Source organism: Coprococcus phoceensis, from assembly GCF_900104635.1.
Classification (GTDB): Bacteria; Bacillota; Clostridia; order Lachnospirales; family Lachnospiraceae; genus Faecalimonas; species Faecalimonas phoceensis.
In genome coordinates this window covers 968247-987200 of the sequence record NZ_FNWC01000007.1, presented here as the reverse complement: position 1 = coordinate 987200, position 18954 = coordinate 968247, and the positions used below count along the sequence as shown (strand labels likewise).

The 18954-nt window shown below is 34.3% G+C and carries 14 protein-coding genes; 12 read left to right on the top strand and 2 right to left on the bottom strand.

Annotated features, from left to right (window positions below; translation table 11 throughout):
- Positions 1–139: 139 nt before the first annotated feature.
- Entirely contained in the window at positions 140–1060 is a 921-nt protein-coding gene (locus tag BQ5364_RS08460) for a tyrosine-type recombinase/integrase (protein WP_071144027.1), read from the top strand.
- A 298-nt stretch (positions 1061–1358) separates the two neighbouring features.
- Entirely contained in the window at positions 1359–3875 is a 2517-nt protein-coding gene (locus BQ5364_RS08455) for a hypothetical protein (RefSeq protein ID WP_071144026.1), read from the top strand.
- On the opposite strand, the gene BQ5364_RS08450 is transcribed toward BQ5364_RS08455, so the two are convergent.
- Together BQ5364_RS08450 and BQ5364_RS08445 are read right to left on the bottom strand one after the other, a co-directional pair.
- The gene (locus BQ5364_RS08450) at positions 3866–4918 is read right to left on the bottom strand and encodes a D-alanine--D-alanine ligase family protein (protein WP_071144025.1); all 1053 of its coding nucleotides are present in this window, start codon (positions 4916–4918) and stop codon (positions 3866–3868) included. The genes BQ5364_RS08455 and BQ5364_RS08450 overlap by 10 nt on opposite strands.
- 2 nt (positions 4919–4920) lie before the next feature.
- Positions 4921–6054 (bottom strand): GNAT family N-acetyltransferase, encoded by a 1134-nt coding sequence (locus BQ5364_RS08445; protein WP_071144024.1) that lies wholly within the window; start codon positions 6052–6054, stop codon positions 4921–4923.
- A gap of 594 nt (positions 6055–6648) precedes the next feature.
- On the opposite strand from BQ5364_RS08445, the gene BQ5364_RS08440 reads away from it, so the two are divergent.
- The 10 genes from BQ5364_RS08440 (at position 6649) to BQ5364_RS08395 (ending at position 18930) form a co-directional block, all read left to right on the top strand.
- Entirely contained in the window at positions 6649–6855 is a 207-nt protein-coding gene (locus BQ5364_RS08440) for a hypothetical protein (RefSeq protein ID WP_071144023.1), read from the top strand.
- A 372-nt stretch (positions 6856–7227) separates the two neighbouring features.
- On the top strand, positions 7228–9015 hold the full coding sequence (locus BQ5364_RS08435; RefSeq protein WP_071144022.1) for a hypothetical protein: 1788 nt from the start codon (positions 7228–7230) through the stop codon (positions 9013–9015).
- 14 nt (positions 9016–9029) lie between these two features.
- Positions 9030–11114: a VWA domain-containing protein gene (locus tag BQ5364_RS08430; protein WP_071144021.1), complete on the top strand. Its 2085-nt coding sequence runs from the start codon at positions 9030–9032 to the stop codon at positions 11112–11114.
- Between the two features lie 49 nt (positions 11115–11163).
- Positions 11164–11580 (top strand): hypothetical protein, encoded by a 417-nt coding sequence (locus BQ5364_RS08425; RefSeq protein ID WP_071144020.1) that lies wholly within the window; start codon positions 11164–11166, stop codon positions 11578–11580.
- 12 nt (positions 11581–11592) lie between these two features.
- Positions 11593–12852: a hypothetical protein gene (locus BQ5364_RS18180; RefSeq protein WP_071144019.1), complete on the top strand. Its 1260-nt coding sequence runs from the start codon at positions 11593–11595 to the stop codon at positions 12850–12852.
- A 51-nt stretch (positions 12853–12903) separates the two neighbouring features.
- Positions 12904–15066, top strand: a complete 2163-nt coding sequence (locus BQ5364_RS08415) for a hypothetical protein (RefSeq protein WP_071144018.1) — start codon at positions 12904–12906, stop codon at positions 15064–15066.
- Entirely contained in the window at positions 15029–17458 is a 2430-nt protein-coding gene (locus BQ5364_RS08410) for a hypothetical protein (RefSeq protein ID WP_071144017.1), read from the top strand. The genes BQ5364_RS08415 and BQ5364_RS08410 overlap by 38 nt, the downstream gene beginning before the upstream one ends.
- A gap of 25 nt (positions 17459–17483) precedes the next feature.
- Positions 17484–18464, top strand: a complete 981-nt coding sequence (locus BQ5364_RS18310) for an Rpn family recombination-promoting nuclease/putative transposase (protein ID WP_235837144.1) — start codon at positions 17484–17486, stop codon at positions 18462–18464.
- Positions 18465–18559: 95 nt separating this feature from the next.
- Entirely contained in the window at positions 18560–18751 is a 192-nt protein-coding gene (locus BQ5364_RS17915; protein WP_159431677.1) for a hypothetical protein, read from the top strand.
- A complete protein-coding gene (locus BQ5364_RS08395; RefSeq protein WP_071144015.1) occupies positions 18748–18930 on the top strand; it encodes a hypothetical protein in 183 nt (60 codons plus the stop codon). The genes BQ5364_RS17915 and BQ5364_RS08395 overlap by 4 nt, the downstream gene beginning before the upstream one ends.
- Positions 18931–18954: the final 24 nt, after the last annotated feature.

Genomic DNA, 18954 nt, shown 5'->3' with positions numbered 1-18954 from the left:
AATAGGTTCTACGCATGCGTTTTTTGTGCACTGAAATGAAGAGAAAATTCCTTAGTTCCAATGAGAAACATAGGGAATATCGAATGTATCTTGTGAAGAAATATGCTACACTACCGAAAAAGGCATGGAGGACAGTAGAATGAATTATAAAGATCAAGTAAAGAAGTATCTTGAATATTGCGAATATAGGAAAGAATTGGATTGGAATACGCTGAAGGCATACAGAATTGATTTAAGACAGTTTTTTGAGTTTGCACAGGAAGATGTCCCAGAAAAAAGCAAAATAGAAGGCTATATAGTGGAATTACATAAAAAATACAAGCAGAAAACAATAAAACGTAAAATTGCATCCATCAAAGCATATTATAATTATTTGGAAGAGTGCGAAATTATCGATGATAATCCGTTTAGAAAAATCAAAGTAAAATTCAAGGAAACGACAATTTTACCTAAAATAATCCCGCGTGAAGAAATTGAATCTCTCTTGAACTATATGTATTCGCATGAGCATAGAAATAGTAATGAAAAGATGTACAAATACTGGCTGAGAGATATATCTGTAATAGAAACTTTGTTTGCCACAGGAGCCAGAGTGTATGAAGTATCAAATATAAAAATAGACTGTATAAATTTGAATACAGGTCTAATCAAGATCATGGGAAAAGGCGGTAAGGAAAGATATATTCAGATTGCTTCCGCTGAGATTTTGAATATTCTAAAAAAATATTACAAACATAATTCAGAAGCAATTAAGAAAAGTGGATTTTTCTTTGTAAACAGCCGGGGGAATAGATATACGGAGTATTCCATTAGGTTAATGCTCAAAAAGTATACAAAATTAGCAGGTATTGAAAGAAACATAACTCCCCATATGTTCCGTCATTCATTTGCTACATATCTCATAGAAGAAGGCGTTGATGTTAGTTGTGTACAACAAATTCTAGGACATAGTTCAATAAAAACTACTCAGATATATATTCATATTGCAGCAAAAAAGCAGGCTGAGATTTTAAGAGAGATGCATCCCAGAAAATACATGAATATACTTAGAGTAGCATAAAAATATTTCTTTTAATTCATTACAGCTATAGATTACGATCAGCTTGATTTAAGGTGGTCTTTTTTGTGTGCACAAAAAGCAGATTGGGTAATGGTTATATTTATTGTACAGGTAAAATAGGGATTTATCTGTATTATTTAAAAAGCTAATCTGGAGATTATGAAGAAAAATATGGAAAAAAAAGTAAGTATTTGTTATAATTAAAATGATAATTAGGAGTTATCCGGTATCGAAATGATATTAGATAATACCTTATTATCCTATATTATTTTATTGAAGGTCTATTTGTAATAAAGATATGAAAGAAAATAAGTATAAAAATTTAGAAGGTAGAAATAAGTTAATAGAGAAATTGACTCAAGAATATATTACTGCATCAGCCTCAGAGGCTACCATTATTTTAGGTAATCATGGATCAGGAAAATCACATGTAGTATTTGAAGTTATCAATAGAATACATAGCAAAAATAGACAAAATAACAAATTGCAAGTATATATTGCTGAAGGAGACAAATTATCTTTATACGAAAATTCTTCTAAGAGTTCCGTAGATAATATTGAAACTACTATTTCATTACCAATACGCTGGGGGATTGGAGTTGATATAGCGGCATCGGTATCAACTAAAAAAAATGATAGCCAATTTAATCAAATATCTAATCTTCTTAAAAAAAGATTTTCTTCTGATTTATTAATTTGCCTACCCGATTACTCTAAATTAGATAATAAAGTAAAATATCTGATTGAAATACTAATGAAGAATATAACCACTCTTGAAAGTACCTTTAGACATCATCTATATTTTCTCATAAGTGATGTTGATGATTCATGCATAAAGGATTTTCTATCTTGTTCTACAATCGAAAAAAATGTATTGGAAGACTATGATGAAAATGATATTTTACAATATCTAACTGAAAAACATAAAATAATTGTAAAGAAAAAGGACATAGAGGAAAAGATTAAACAAATCAAAAAAATTTGTGCGTCTAATTTAAAATTAGTCGATTTTCTGTATATAGATTTAGTAGAGCAAAATGTTGATTTTTTTAGAGCCTTAGATTCAGTGGTTACATACAGATTGGGTGAACTTAAAAAGAAAGGTCTAACCAGAAATGTAAATGAATATGATATGGAAGACATCATTTTGTCTTCCTCAATTAGCCTAAAAAACTTTGGTAGTCAAGAAATTGCAAGCATAACACATAAAGAAACAAACACTGTTCGAGAGAGTCTATATCTAGCTCAAAAGCAAGCGTTGCTGAAAAAAAACTCGTTGAACTTTTATTCTTTCGCTTGTGATGAAATACAAAAAATTCTGAAGAAAGAACTAAATGATAAGAATAAAGAAAGATATTTAGATTATTACAATTATTATAGTAACAAGGAACAAGATCAATATTTTTTAAGAGCATACTATTTATGGGCATACAATGGATATTTGAAAGATGACATTTTTGCCCTTCTTATACTTTCCTATTCAGAAGCACTTAGTTTTAATAATTTGGAACAAATTAAAAAAATTGAAAGGTTGATTGGAAAAGAAAAAGATTCCTATTACTATGATGATTTTGAAGCAATAAAATCATTTTACAATACCCTACGTGAAGGGGGATCGGATTATGATAAACTTAATGGGATGTACCATAATTTACAAAAAGATTATTTCGAGATTCCCTTAAAGGCAGAACTGGCAAGAGCTTATTTCCATTTTATGTATAGGAATTATAAACCTTGGTATTTACAATTGAAACAAATATTAAGTCAGCTCGTTCAGTATGCTGAAGAACCTATATATTTAGTCCTATTACAATATCCTATAGAGATGCCTATCGTTGATGAAACTGTTTTGAAACTTAGGATTATCTATGATATTGCACCCTATATCTTAGATGTTTTGAACAACACAGAGTTATTTAAACGGATCTATGATCTTAGCCTTTCACTTAGCAGGAATATACAAACTTCTCAATCTAGTAAAAGCATTGCTAAATATATGGAGAATGTATTTAATCGGAAAGCGTTTCTGTTTGTAAACCAGACGCAATGTAATATTTATTATGACAAAGCAAAAAAGTATTTTTATGACAATCAGATCTGGGATGAATATTGTATCACATTAATCTGTGAAGCAGGAACAGACATAGTTATACAAAAATATAATGAAGCTATACAGGCATGCAGAAAAGCTATGCAAGTTTCTATAGAAAATGAAATATCAATACCATACCCACAGAAAATACTAAATAACATGATAATAGCAGATTTTCTTAGGTATGAACAATCCCATACAAAAAAATATTGCTTTAGATATGCAAAGAAAACCGTCAAAAAATTAAGGAAACAATTACAACGTATCTCATGTGCAACAGAATTTGTTATTCTCACTAATATATGTTCGCTAAGTCTTTATTACGGTAATATTTCAGAATATCTCAAATTCAAAAAATATTTGGAGCATCTAATGGATTGCGATGATGTGTCAAATATTGAGGATGATGATGTGGATGACTTTTATCGTTATTATTTTGCTTGGTTCGAAGTATATAGATATATATTAGATGAAAAATGGGAGAGTGCAACAGAAATTACTAATTTATTAGGTGATTTTGTTCCATCATTATTTCAAAAGCAAGAAGTTTTTTGGGATAAGAAACTTCTTGCTTTAAAAGAGATTATTTTGAATCGTCAAATATTAGATGGATATGATTTTTGTAATAATCTAGTACCTTTGAAACGACGATCTAGCGAATTGGCTTCTTTTTTCTGCCGGGGGCTTATGCTATCTGATTTGCAATATACATCTTATGATTGAAGTATATCATAATTTGAAAAAGAACACGCCATTATTGTCTTATAAATATCTTTATAATCTAAATGCATTATATTCTCAAACAGAAACGCTACCGAGCTATGTTTTATAGTATATGGTGTTCCAGCTATATCGATAAGATATGGCTGGTCTTTTTCTATACGGAAATCAAATCTCGCATAGTCTTTAATGCTTAAAATTTGTGCAGCTTTAACTGCTTGCTTTTTAATTTGTTCTATTACTGTTGGACTCAATCTATCGGATAGTTTTCTAAACGAATAGTTATATAGGTTTGATGTTAAGGAATCTAAAAAATCATTACCATTTATAACAATTTCCACTGGCTCAAGTGCATAATACTTTCCCTTAAACTGTATTACTAAAACTTCACATTCTAGGCCGCTAATATATTCTTGTATGAGTAGTTGTTTAGTGTTCATCCGTTGTAGTGTCATATCAACTGTTTTCAAATTTTCTTTTGTTAAATATATTTTATTGTCTGTAAGCAAGCCTATACTTGCTGATTCATGAATATTCTTTAAAAGTATTGTCGTATCCAAAAAAGGTTCTAATATATTATGATTATTAAATGTATAAAGAACAGACTTTGGTGTTAATATCCCCATATTAGAAAGTACCTGTGTAAAAATCCATTTATTTCTCAATAAGGATATGGTAAAAGCATTTGATCCAGTATATTTAAGACCGCATAAATCGCAAAAAGCAGGGATTAATGATTTTTTTCCCTCAGCAATTCCGTCTCTGCTAAAATTATATATGTAACATTCTGTGGATGAGGGATGCTCATCCATCACAAATTTTATGAAATCCAATTCTGAGTAAAAAACTTTGGCATAACCAAAAATATAAAATAATGTCGAAGCAATTTCAGCAAATTCTCTTCTAGAAAAAAACTCACTTTCATCAGTATGAACAATATAGTTATTGTTCTTTGTAGTTTTATTTTGTGTGTCAGCTATTATTAGCAAATCGAAATTTATATCTATATTCTTAAAATAAGCTAAACACTCTTGAATTATATCCATACTCATTGTCTCCTTATTACGTAATTTGTAAAATTTTTTCTAAATCCAAGACGTTTATAAAATTTTTCTGCCTCTTCATCATAAACGTTTACCCGTAATTCCTTGTTTGTGAGTTTAGAAAATGTAATTATATTTTCTAAAATTTGAGTTCCTAATCGTTGTCTTCGATAAGATTTATCAAGATAAATTCTTCTCAGCAGAAAAAAATTTTTTTCAATAGCTATATCTATAAACCCAATGCTTTTCTTTTCTTTTTGTATGATATAAGGATATTCATTATTTTCAAAGTATGATGGTTTAGTTAAACTAAAGTTTTCGTCAGGATGCTTATAGATATACTCTTCCAAAAGTTTTTGGGTATAACTTAGTGCTTGAGATGTATTCATTATATACGAATACTCATTTTTATTATTATGCCAGTTTATAAAATATTGTTTTGGATTAGAATAATACTTTTGGCACATTGTTATGGCCATATCATATTCGATTATATTGTTCATTTCTGATGCAACATAATTGGGTATTTCTAAAGTGTGAATTTGGATTTCGTCCAAAAAATCATTAAAATAGTCATCCCAGAAGTTTTCGCTATTAGATAAATTTTCAGGAGTACTGATATCAGCAATAATTTTTTTGAAAATTTCTGCATCAGATTTACTCCAAAAAGATACTCCAAAAATGCATGGTTCTGAAAAGCAACCAATTTCAAAGGAAATTATTCGCCCATTTTTATCAAGAATAGGTTTCCAAGCGTCAAATTCCGGATTTAAATATTTCATTACATAATAATAGCTATAAGGTTTGTTAATAAAAATATTCTCTGCCAAAACAACATCACCTTCAATGATGAAAGTATCACCTATAATATTAACAATACTGTATATCCCATAGAGCGTAGATACTGAACAATTGGGATCAGATACGATGGTACAACCATATTTTTCTTGTAAAAATGTATATTGATCTGCATATATTCCTGCAATTATAACAATATCATTTATTCCAAAGTCATTTAAAATTAGAATTGTTCTCTCAATATTGGGAAGCCCAAGAATTGGTAATAAAGGCTTATGGGTATATTGTTTTTCCTCAATCATACGGGAACTATGTCCAGCAGCTAAAATTATTGCATTCAAAATATATTCTCCTACATTATTCTCTTTGTACTTCGATATGGGATAATAAGGTATTATCTAATATCATTTCGATACCGGATAACTCCTAAATATCCTTTAACATTCATAAAACTAAGAATGAGAAGTACTATTTTCATATGAGAAGATTTGATTTTACGTTCAATTGAAACCTTATGGAAAAGAGGGGATGATCAGTAGAACATGCAATGGAAGGGCTAAAAATTCCTGAAAAAGAAAATAGCAAATATTTAGATGAATAAGAAAGCATTAAAGTACAAAATATATGAATTTTGAAAATAGTAAGGTGAGCTGTGCTCTGGCTGTTCCCTTATTGTATGGTATGGATAACTACGCATACTCTTTGAATAAAATTCTAAAGCTGTTTAGTACTAGAAAAGATATAGACGAAAATAAAGTAAAATCACAAGTAGAGTTGGGGGAAGAAACAAATCTTCTTTACTGTTGAAAGAGAAGGCTTATTCAGTAGAAAATAGTCCGATTTTACGTTAAAAAATTGTGTACAAGATTGCATATAGTTGTAAAATTTAGTATAATATCAGTTATTAAAGACGGAAGCAAAAAAGGAGGAATTCCATGAATAAACGTATCGCAAAGAAGAATTTAAAAAAAGCTTTTAAAGAAATGGAAAGTAGCCGTGGAAATGGCGTTTCAGTTATTATAAAAACACAGGCATACGTAGATAAAAATGGAAAAGAATGCGATCCATTAGAAGCACCAAATGCCAGATTTATCCAGTTAAAACGTCCTAAAATTCAATATATTAGGAATACGGAGAAATAAGAATACTATCTATATTAGAGAAATTTTTTGCATTGAAAGGATCTATTTACTTTCGGTTTCTTATATTTTGTGTAAGGAATCGCTTCGTATGAAGAACAATAATTTCAAAAAACAATAAATTTCTTATGATCCTAAAACTGTTGTTGACAGTTTCTCTATCTAATGCTAGGATAAAGTTGTATTCATTTATGCACAAGCAAATTTGTGCAATTAATTTTTATTCTGCATGGTAGCAGAAGATTTATTTTGGCATAGTCTGCAATAAAATATAGGAATAAGTTTAAGACAAGGTATAGAAAGACAAATACCTTGTCTTTTTTGCGTGTAGAAAGGAGGAACATACCTAAAATTTGCAGACAGAAAGGAGAGAAAATGGCAGAGATAAAATTATTTGATACCTGGACATTTCAGGAACAAATGCCGGAACCATTCAGCCAGTTTTTACAAAAAGAAGGATTACGAAAAACTACTACTATGGTGGAATGGCTTTCCCAGTATAATCAGGGAAGACAGGCAACACTGCATCCCCCTACATTGAGGGCAATGCTCAATATTGCAGGGATTTATTTGAAGCAAACAGAAGGAGCCCTTGGATTTCAAAAAGGAAATTATGATTTGTTGAACTTCTATTGTATGGAATATGTAAAGGGAAATCAACGCCACGCATTGGTTTATAATCCGATCAGTGCAAAAATACGCGGTGTCTGTAAAACAGAAAAACAAACATATAAAGCTCTGGATTTTGTTGAAAGAAACGTCAGTGACGGAGAGGAAGTTCTGGCAATGCTTATTTATGTCAGTCTGGAAAAGAAAGAAGCATTATATAACCTGGAGTTTGCTCAAAATTTTATTTTATTCATGCAGCAAATGAAAGAAGGCTGGAAAAATGGAAAACTTGCATTAAAAGCTGCTTTTCTTTGTTGTGATAACCTGTACCGGAGAGTAGAAAATGTACAGGATTTCAACAATGAAGGAATTCCGTTGGAGAAAAGTCAGCTTGGAAAGAATGGTATGGAACAACTTTCGAAACTTGCAATCGAAAGCGAACTATACGCACCAAACGATGCGATTAAAGGTAAATTTCAGATTTTTGGAGAAACGAAGAAAGCAAGAGAATGGACGTTAAAAGAATTAAAGAAGATTTACGGGCAGCACTGGTCGTTTCCAAAGGATTATGAGGATCGTATTCCACAGTTTCCAGGAGATATGAAAGTTGGGGAATATGCGCAGGATATTCTTTCTGCAATTGTAGAGTCACCTTTCCGGAAATTTATGATCACCGGAAATGCAGGAACAGGAAAAACGACAGATGCACAGATGATTGCCCAGATTTTAGGTGTTCCTTATTTTGCTTTAAACTGTGGACCGGAAACCGATGAAAGTACACTGGTGGCAGGGATTTATCCAAATTCCAGGAAAAAGGCCGAAGACCATATGAAGTTTCCTTCTTTACAGGAATTTGTTGCAGATCCGATGCAGGTATTGGAAGATGTAGCCTATACAAGAAAAGAAGGGATTAGCAAAAGCGAAGCCTTTCGAGAACTGTTAGATGCAGTGTACCAGTCCGGTTACCAGAAAGCAAAAAACGAAGGGGATTTTGTAATGCAAGAATCGGAAATCATAAAAGGCTGCCGAATGCCTTCGGTGATTGAAATTATGGAGGCTTCTCTTATTGTAGAGCCGGGGACACTTGGAAAACTTAACCGGTTATTAGATGACTCCAGGAAATTGGACCTTCTGTACGGGGAAGTCGTAGAACGACACCCAAATGCAATTATCATCATCACGACCAATCTAAATTATGTTGCAAATAGGGAATTTGATTTTTCCGTAGTATCCAGAATGAATAAGGTACAGCATCGCAAAGACTTAACAGAGCAGCAGTTGGCAGAACGTGCCATGTTTCGGACAGGCTGCAAAGATATGGAAGTTTTAAAACAGATGGCAAAGGTAATGAAACGACTGGATGCAGTCGTAAAAGAAGAATTTGGAAAAGCCGGACTTTGTGGCTACAGGGAATATGAAAACTGGGTATATGAATATATGCGCACCCAAAATCTTGTAAAGGCTGCAGAAGATACGGTATTATCCAAGCTTGCTTCTGATGAAGAAGACAGGAATCTGCTCCGGCAGGTCTGTATGGAGATTTATGTAGCGTGAGGAAAGGAATCTGTATGAGAAGCGAAAGAATAAGAAATAGCAGGCAGACAGAAAAGCGTTTGCTACGGGACATGGAAGTATTTTTTTCTCCTCAATTTTTAAGGTTAGTGCAACGGATTGGAAAAGAGATTACAGATAAGCATGATGCACAGATCCGATTTTATTCCGATGCAACGGATCACAGAGCCGGTTATTTTGAAGGGCGCTATATATATATCAATACTATGAATATGCTTACACAAAGTTTTCCGACTTTGGATTTGAGAAGTAAAAGTCTGATAGGTGTAGAAGGACATGAATGCGGACATCAGAATTACAGCAGTATCTATCTGAGACGGAAATATATAGATGGAATTGCAAATGGGATTTTATATCCAGCCTGGCCTATACCGGAAACGGAGCAGGAAACCCAATTTTTACAAAGTATGAAAGAGGGTTTCCAAAAGAAAGATGCGGTTCTTTTAGGAATTTATCTGCAAACAGCCGGAAGGCTGCATGGATATCTAGAAGATGCCTTTATTGAAGAACAGATGTGCAGAAGATTCCCGGGCAGTATCAGGCAGGGAATTTTGCAAAATCGTAAGAGGAATATGGAGCAGATTTCCAGTCTGAAAAGCCAGATAGTACAGGAGAAATCAAAACTAAAGATTATGTTACTTTTGTTGGTGCAATATATGTTTACCCACAAGGTCAACGTGTGGGACGGAGAAGTTACAGAATATATGGAACTGCTTAGAAACTGTATTCCGGTTCTTTCGAAAGCAATTGCTGATATGGGGGAAAGCACAAGGTATCTTGCAACAAATCAGATTTTATTGAAGTTGTGGCCTTTGTTTTTAGAAGAAGCGGAGGGCATGGAAAGAAAAATAAAATCGGCAGGAGAAAACAAAGAAAACGTATTAAAACAGACTTTTGATGAGTGGAAAGAAGATCTGCCGCAATACTCGGAAGAACCTTCCTGCAGGGAAATCCGCATGGAGCGAAAGGAAGCTTCGGATGTTCTTTGGAATGGAGGAGAACTGAAACATACTGTTTCAGAAGAAATACAATCCGTTCAAATGGAAGGAGAAAGTGCAACAAAAGAGCAGGAAAGCCTGACAGAAGAAAAAACAGAGCCCTTACTTTCTGAATTGCAGCAAGAAACGGTAAAGATAATTGATATTGGAAGAGAACTTCAAAACATCTGTCTGGAATTAAAAAGAGAAGCACGGGAAAAGAGATATGAGGAATGGATGCGGGAGCGTTTGAAAGAGATTTTAGAAAATACGGAGTTTACACCTGTGAACCAGGAAATCAAAAAGCATATTTTCCGAAAAGAAATCATTTCGCAAGCGGCATATCAAAAACACAGAAATCTTAAACCGCAAATAAAACATATCCAAACGAAAATGAAGCAGGATCTGCTACCAGTTCTAAAAAGGAAGAAAACCTATATTCTGCGAGAACAGCATATGGGAAAAGGATTGGACATGGCACATCTGTGGAATCCTGAAAAAAGAATTTTTAAGACCAAAATTCCTTCCAGAAATATGGATACAGCGATTGGATTTTTATTGGATCAGTCTGGCTCCATAGATAACAAGCGGTGGGAAACTTCGGTTTTGACTTCCCTTTGTGTCGTGGAGTTTGCACAAATACTTGGTATACCCATCTGTGTAAATGGACATTGTACAGGGACGGAACAGACAGGTAGAAGGCAGGAGGAAATCGTGTGTTTGCATTCTTATTTGGAGTTTGAAGAAAAGAAAGAAGGAAAGTATCGGATTTTAGATATGGAAACCAGTGGAGCTAATAGGGACGGAGCAGCGCTTCTTTACATGGCAGAAAAAATGGCAAAAAGAACGGAGAAGATGAAAATTTTGATTTTTTTCTGTGATGGGCTTCCGAATGCACAAGGATATGGCGGAAAAGTGGCAAGAGAAGATTTGCAGAACGTACAGAAGCGGTTGAAACAGAAACAGATTACACTGCTTGTAGCAGCGATTGGAACGGATCAGGAAGATATCCGAAAAATTTATGGAAATGCCTGTATCAATGCAGAGGATCTGGAAAGGCTTCCGCAGCAGATTGTAAAGAAACTTTTAGATTATATGGGATAAAAACGGCAGAAGGGACTTTTTTAGGTTCCTTTTTTTGATGGGAGGATTTATGGAACAGAACAAAGAATGGGTTGAAAATTTTTGGAGTACAGGATATGTCATCCGCCTGGGAAAAGACCAGTATTTTCAGAAAATTAAAGATAAACGTATTGTGACGGCGAAAATTTGGAAAGCAGCTTTCTTCCAAAGCTTAAAGGAAGCGGAAATGTTTGCCCAAAGGTATCTTTGGTATGCCGGTATGGACCCGCAGATTTGTTATCGTGGGTGGATACTGGTATCTGTCGAAAGTGAAGAAGAACAGGAATTGTTTTGGAATGGAAAGCAGTTTGTTCCGGAAGTTGAAAAGGCAAAACTTTTTTCCAGTTCCCGGGAAATGCAGATTTATGCAAAACGTTTGGGATTATCGAGAGAGACTTATCCGGAATTATTGCCGGTATGGAAAAAACAGATGAAAAATGCTGCGTAAGGAGGAAACAGGATGGAAATTAAAAACTTAGCACAATTAAAACGAGTAATACAAGAGAAGAGAGAATTTATTATCAGAGCACATCGATTGAATAAATTTTTAGGACAGAGGAGAATACCCAACGTGGTACAAAGTAATGGATTTTATTCGGTTATATCTGGACAGCCGGAGCATGAAGTCAGTTGTGCTAACAGGGGAAAAGGAAGCTGGATTGATTTTGGAAAAGCAACTCAATGGGAATTTCAAGATGGAAAATGTAGCATGTATTTTCCAGAAATGGAGCATATACCTGACAATCTAATCTGGTCGATTGAATTTTGTGAGGATGGAAGCAATATCCGACAAAAGCTTTCCTGTTCTATTCTCTGTAATGCCTATTATCATGGAGAACTCTTGCTGCCAGAAACCATAAAAACATTCTCAGAGGCACTGGAATATGCGAAAGAACATTTGGATGAAATTCCATTAGGTGAAATGAATTATATAGAAAACAGTGATGTACTCGATGAGGAAAATTGTGAAATAGAGGATACTATTGTGGAAGAAATATCAGAAGATAGTGGCAAAGAAAATGGTTCCCCAAATTCCAAAGAGGAATGGTGGAGGCTTATAGAAGGAATTAAAGAATATGAAAGCAGATTGGTAGAAAAGGGAAGGAGAGAAGATGCAGAAAAGATTGCCAGATGCATGGATTCCTTCTATCCAAATGATGTTGTAAAGGAGATTTTAAAAGATGGAGAAGGAAGTGTTTCTGAAGTAAAAAGAGGAGGAATTTCTTTGCTAGATGACGATTATTATTTGGCAGAGACGAAGCAACCTTATTCCTTCCGACAGGTTACTTGGGAGGATATTCTTGGAATATTGGAGGAATATTCCCAAAACGGTTATTTGGTACCCAGCTTTTCAAAGGAAACAGTTATCTGGCTTTCGGAAGAACATGAAAACAATTCCAAAACATCAAGATTTTATTATCCTGTGCAGCTGTCGCCATGGAGAAGCCTACAAATGATTCGACAGTTGGATTGCTGGTATGCAGATACCGATTTGGATTGTCGGGAATATGCAGAAGAATACCAAAGGATCGTATCTGGCATTTTGCATGGTCTTGTGATTTTAAACCCGAAAAAACTCGCATTAGAAGAGGTGATTGCAGAATGGGAAGTAAATTTTACAGAACCTGAAAAGAGCGGGTATCGGACAGCTTTTGATGAAATTCGTAAGGGTAAAATTCCAATTATCCGAGACTGTAATTATACGACAGATGAACGATAAAAGAGAGAAATAAAGGGCTGTGTTAGCAGCCCTTTCCAGAAAGGAGAACAAATGGATATCTTAAAAGAAAAAATAGATGCAAACAGTTTTCAGACTATGAAGCATATCATTTTTCTTACATCAACAAAGAATGATAAGGCGTGGAGATTTGAAAAAGAAGAGGATAAACGTTTTCTTCCAATGGGGAAAGAACAGAAGGAGGAAGATGCGTATACCTTTCAGTATCCGGGTGAGATGCTGGAGCGGTATAAAGAAAAGATAGGGGATAGTATCCAAATACGCAGGGCGTTGGCATTTGCTCTTGTAACTATGTCTGATTTTTATGAAGCACAAATGTATGTGGGAACACAATATGAAAACTTTCTGAAACGGATCGAACGAGAAGCGGAAACTGATATTTATCTAGCAGGGGCGATGTATTTTCTGACATCTTCTAAAAAGAAAAAAGAACTCTATCATGAAAGGATAAAGAACTACGCATACAAAGAACTTGCAGAATGTATGTGTATCTTATTTTTAGGCAAAGGTGAAAAAGAAATTTGGGAAATCTTAAAGGAGCTTGTATGCAGCTTCTTCGAAAAAGAAAGAGAAGTGAATATTTTTCAAAATACGGAAATGTATATCTGGTTTTTCAGAGCCTATGAAACGGAAATTAAAAAGGAGAGAAAAAAGATATTTTCGAGATTAAAACTTTTGATAAAGATGCAGCATACTCATGTAAAAGAACGTTCAGAGTTATTGCAACAGATGCAAAAGGCAGGTTATCAAAAAGAAGAAATTTTTTATTTAAACCTGCGGATGCTAAAAGCAGCTAAAGAGGATCGGATAGAAACAGTAAGTCAGATTACTTGGGAGAGGGCTTCGGAAAGTTTTTGTGCTTTTATCTGTAATCAGAAGAAATCATATCCGAAAGAAATTTACAAGTTTTGCGGGGAACTGCTCAAAGAGCATTTTGTTTATGGAATTAAAATTGGAGGATACAATGGAATTTTAGAAGCTATGAGGTATCAGGTCACTGTTAAAAATTCCAAAGTATATGCGTTGCTTTATCCCTATGCAGGAAAACAACAGGCAAATCCAAAATGGTTTTTTATTCCATTATGTAAAACACAGGCAAAAGAAATTCTGCTATTCTTGGGAAAAAAAGATTTTGACAAGCAAATCCGGGAAACTTTGTATAACGAAACATTTACAGAACAGGAACTTCGGGAGTATCTAAATATGTATAGGGGACTGACAAAGGTGGATTATATCCAACAGATGCTACAAGAAGAAAACTATCAAAATCATAATATTTTTGAAACATTTGCAGAAAAGAATTTCTTAGATCCCCGACAGATTATAAAAGAATTGCTTACAAAGGGAGAAGGAAAAGTGATTTCTGAATGGGAAGAACCGGAAAAAAAGAAGTATGGCTATATTCTTTCCTATATCGAAGAAATGGATACGGATTTAAAATTTCAGACTGCAAAACTTCTTTTGGATAACCGCTCCATGGAAGAAATCAGAAAAGCAGGGAAACGGAATTTCTTATGGAAAAGTGTTGGAATTCAGGAATACTATTACAGACGAGAATACGATGAAATGAATTTTATGAAACCCCATTTGAAACCAAATCAGGTTCTTCAGTTGTTTTTCTGGGTAGAAGAATCTATTTATCGGTTTCAGCCACAAAAATACTTTGATTTTCTTTTAAATGTTTTGGGAAAAGAGGAAAATCTTATTTGGCTTCCGAAAGAACAGGCACAGAAATTTTGGGAAAAACTTATAGCGCTTGAAATAGAAGGCGCCGGAAGCAAGAAACTGAGAATGCTATACATGGGGAAAGAAGAACGGGAGCGGTTTTATAAGGAACAGGAAGAAGCCGCAAGGCAGAAAAAAGAGGCTGAACTGGAAAAGCAGACAGCAGAAGCATACCAAAAGTTTTTGAAATTGCAGGAAGAAAAAACAGCAGAAGATCTTTTTTCTAAAATCAATTTACTCTCCTATTCTTATCAGAAAGATGCCTATGTAAAAGCAGTAGTTTGGTTTTTGAAGAAGTATTTGGAACAAATAGAGTGGAAATTATCACAAGAAGCCTTTTGGGAATATTTAGAACTGCTATTAAACTTAGGAAAAAAGAAAGGAATAGAGGTAGCAGCGATAAAAGAATGGTTGATAAAGACGGAGGTAGAAGATGTTTACAACAGTGAAGGAACACATGGGAATTGTTAAGGGTCTGGAAGGACTTGGCTGGCAGGAGATTTTAGGATTTTCTAATCAAGAGCTCCTTCCTTTTACGAAAGCAATTGATACAGATGAAAAAAGAAGCATACTGAAACAGCTTCCGATTGAGTATGGAAAGAAATTGGTGGTTTATCCGGAATTTCTTTCAAAGATCATAAATCTGCAAAAAGCAGGAATCTCAGCTTACAGAATAGAAAGTTTTATCGGTGGTGCAGAGGGAACACTACTGGACTCTTCTTATGAGGAATTGGAAGCAGCTTTAAAAACAGAAGAAATTTCAGACAGATATGTAGCCATATATCTGCAATACTATTTTTCCAGCCATTTGTCTGGAAAAGAGTGCAGTATATTAAATGCAAATCTGGAGTTTTTCGAAACATATGGTGATAAAAAGTTACAAGATTTAAGTTATTCAGAAAGAATGTTTTTGAAAGAACCGATTTTTTCTGGGGACTTTTTCTGCGAAGTGATTGCAGAGAAAGATTTCTTTCAGGATTTAGGGAAAGCGAATGTATTGAACCTTTTAAAATATTTGACAGAGTTTCCATTGCCGATGTTAAGCAAAGAGGCATACAGACAGATTGTAAAAAATGCAGAAGAACTTTATCCGTTACTAAGAAAAATTATGCTGCGCTTACATAAAGATATACAATCCTGTTTTTTAACAAGATGGCTGGAGAATAAACAGTTATTGTTTGATTTAAACAGATTTGTAAGACAAGGATGGATTTCACAAGGAAATTTCTATACAAGAGCAGGGTATGTACAGGAGGTTTATCGGTATGCCATAAAAGCGATGGATCGATTGGAATATTACCAAGAGTCAGTACTTCTTTATGCAGTCAAACATCAGAAAAAACATTTTTTGAAATTGTATGAAGAAAATACAGAACTGTTTCTTGAACTTCCGTGGAATTCTATTTTATTTGAAAAATCATTTTATGAAGAGTATGTCAATCTAAATACATTAAATTTTCAAAATTTAAAGGAATGCAGAAAAATAAAGGAATGCTCTATTATAGAAAAGACAGATATGACACAAAAAGAGTATACTTTTGCGGAAATAAAATTATTTACTTCCTGCCCTGACAGGGGATATATCCGCTTATACCACAAACTAAATTCTAGACGGGTTGATGACCGTTTGAGAGTCATGCAGGAAGTGGTGAAAAAAAGGCTCTTGGAGAAAGAAAACAGTGAAGAAACTTTGGAAGCAGTTGCTGCTTTTTTGTCCCACAAAGCGTTATCTAAGTGGATGAAGGAAGAACTGGGAAATATTTCTAGTTTAGAGGGAACGGATATACCGAAGTTGTTTCTTTCCTGGGAAAAAGTTGTACGGTTTCTTCCAGAAGTGAAAAACAGTTTCCAACTGCGGTATTTGCTAGTAAATAAAGAAAAATTAAGTGGGTACAAAAATTTTCAGGCTGTCTATGACGATTTAATAAAAAATGATCCAAACTGGGAATGGATGAAGAGCACCTTTGCTATCTCCGATTCGTTTATCCGAGAGTATGAAGCAAATATCAAGGCATTCCTGGAACAAGGCGGTTCTGAAATTTTGTATGAATTTTATAAAGGAGATACCGGACAGACAGAAATGTTGCGCAGATTATTAGTGGCAGAACTAATGGGGAAATTTAAAGATTTAAAATACCACGAGGCAGATCTGGAAAAAGAACTTGCTTTTCCAATTTTGGAAAAACAGATGAAACTGTGGGCAGAAAATCTGCAACTTCAAAAAAAGGAATGGAAAATCTGGGAAGAAGACCGTTTTCTTCCGGTGATGCAAATTGGGGAACTGCCGGATAAAACCTGTCTAAGTTACAAGACAGGAATGTATCGGAAGTGTCTGTTATCCTGCTTTGACAGTAATAAGAAAATTATATATATTTCTTATCAAGGCAAGATTGTCCTTCGGGCAATTCTTAGGCTTACCAAAGCATCTGAAGAAAAAATGGAAAGGGAGAACAAAGAATTTGAATTTGTAGATTTCACAAAGGATAATAAGGAAGAGAAGACAGAGCAACTGGTTCTGTTTTTGGAAAGAGCCTATGTGAAAGGAATTTCGGAAAAACTGGAACAGGAGATGTTTGAACTTCTTCTTGATATGGTAAGAAAGAAAGCGGAAAATCTCTGTATCCCTTTGCTACTTAGTTATGATTACATTGATGATATACCAAAGGAAAAGTTCCAAAAAGAGAGCAGATATATTTATATTTCAGCCACGAAGGGAAACGAGCAATATTTGGACTCACTGGGAGGAAAACATGGGATTGCTTCAGAAGGAAAGTACCTGAAAACAACAGTCTATCTTCCGATATTTCAGAAAGATTGTATGCATGGAAGATGTGAAAGAATAGGATTTATGGAAGCACCATAGGAAAATTCGTTTGTCAGTTCTTTTGATGTCTGATATAATAATTGTAACAAGAGAGTCAGTGATTGCAGAAGAGAGAGGAATTTACGTGGAACATACAAAAGCAGATATTATATTTAAAGATTTTTGGCGGAATAATGAACGGTTCGCTGATCTTTTTAATGTAGTTGTGTTTGGCGGGAAAGAGGTCATTAAGCCAGAGACATTGCATGAAATGGATACAGATGTTTCTGGTGTCATTCAATTAAAAGATTATAAGGAAACCTTATCCAGAACAAGAGATGTGATTAAAAAGACTGCTTATGGAGTGGAATTTGTTGTTCTTGGAATTGAAAGTCAGCAGCATATTCATTATGCCATGCCGCTGCGTCATATGGTGTATGACGCAATGAGTTACCTGAAGGAATATCAGGAAATTACACGCAAATACAAAGAAAGCCCAGAGAAAAAGACAGAAGATGAATTTCTATCGAAAATGAGGAAAGATGACCGGCTTCATCCCGTTATTACATTGACGGTGTATTATGGTGAAAAACAATGGGACGGACCGTATTGTCTGAAAGATATGATTGTAGAAATGCCGGAAGAAATTGCCGTTATTTTCTCAGATTACAAAATGAACCTTTTGGAAGTACGGGATTCAGACCGGTATGTGTTCAATAATACAGATGTGCAAAGTGTTTTTGAAATTACCAGGGAAATCTTTGCCGGGCATTTTGAAAAAATTCAGGAGAAGTATGGAAACAAGGAGATGGGCTCAGATCTATTAACAGTGGTCGGTCAGATGACAGGATCAAAGGAACTGATTCGTATGAGTAGAAATATGGAGGTAAACAGTATGTGCGAGGCATTAGAGAAGTTGAAAGAAGAAGGCGAACAGAAAGGTAGAGAAAAAGAGAGAGAAGCAGTCATTCTTACCATGTTGCAGAATAATTATCCGATTTCAGAGATTTGTAAACTTTTGAATATCTCCGAAGAAGAGGTATTAGAAATAAGGGATAAAGAATAATATCGTTTTTCCCAAAATGAAGTAAAAAGAATAGTGGTATGTACAAAAAAGGCATCAAAAACAAAGGAGTTTTGGTGTCTTTTTTGTACCCAGAAATGAAAGGAAAAAATATGAACAAGCTGATATGTAAAAAATGCGGAAGAGAAATTCTACCGGAGAATGATAATGCATTAAAAAAGGAATATCCATATTATTGCAGTTTTTGTGATGAGAACAAATATGCATTTGAGTGTATATGTGTAGAAAAAAGAGAAACGGAACATAAAAGGGATAGGGTACTGATATGACAGACGAAGAAAGAGTATTATCCTGCCAACGTGAGATCCGAAGACTTCGAAGTGTTGTCAGGGAGTATGAAGAAGAAAGAAGAGTGTTTCTTGCATGGTTAGAGGTGGAAAGCAAAATACCATCTGAAAACCAGGCTGGATTGAATATGGTGAAACAATATGGGGATACATATTTATAGTAAAGTTAAAAAATAAAACGATTT

Excerpts from the sequence above, each read along its gene's own strand:
- BQ5364_RS08460 (WP_071144027.1), top strand. The coding sequence starts at position 140 with ATGAATTATAAAGATCAAGTAAAGAAGTATCTTGAATATTGCGAATAT.
- BQ5364_RS08450 (WP_071144025.1), bottom strand. The coding sequence starts at position 4,918 with ATGGATATAATTCAAGAGTGTTTAGCTTATTTTAAGAATATAGATATA.
- BQ5364_RS08415 (WP_071144018.1), top strand. The coding sequence starts at position 12,904 with ATGGATATCTTAAAAGAAAAAATAGATGCAAACAGTTTTCAGACTATG.
- BQ5364_RS18180 (WP_071144019.1), top strand. The coding sequence starts at position 11,593 with ATGGAAATTAAAAACTTAGCACAATTAAAACGAGTAATACAAGAGAAG.
- BQ5364_RS17915 (WP_159431677.1), top strand. The coding sequence starts at position 18,560 with ATGAAAGGAAAAAATATGAACAAGCTGATATGTAAAAAATGCGGAAGA.
- BQ5364_RS08435 (WP_071144022.1), top strand. The coding sequence starts at position 7,228 with ATGGCAGAGATAAAATTATTTGATACCTGGACATTTCAGGAACAAATG.
- BQ5364_RS08425 (WP_071144020.1), top strand. The coding sequence starts at position 11,164 with ATGGAACAGAACAAAGAATGGGTTGAAAATTTTTGGAGTACAGGATAT.
- BQ5364_RS18310 (WP_235837144.1), top strand. The coding sequence starts at position 17,484 with ATGTCTGATATAATAATTGTAACAAGAGAGTCAGTGATTGCAGAAGAG.
- BQ5364_RS08455 (WP_071144026.1), top strand. The coding sequence starts at position 1,359 with ATGAAAGAAAATAAGTATAAAAATTTAGAAGGTAGAAATAAGTTAATA.
- BQ5364_RS08430 (WP_071144021.1), top strand. The coding sequence starts at position 9,030 with ATGAGAAGCGAAAGAATAAGAAATAGCAGGCAGACAGAAAAGCGTTTG.
- BQ5364_RS08410 (WP_071144017.1), top strand. The coding sequence starts at position 15,029 with ATGTTTACAACAGTGAAGGAACACATGGGAATTGTTAAGGGTCTGGAA.
- BQ5364_RS08395 (WP_071144015.1), top strand. The coding sequence starts at position 18,748 with ATGACAGACGAAGAAAGAGTATTATCCTGCCAACGTGAGATCCGAAGA.
- BQ5364_RS08440 (WP_071144023.1), top strand. The coding sequence starts at position 6,649 with ATGAATAAACGTATCGCAAAGAAGAATTTAAAAAAAGCTTTTAAAGAA.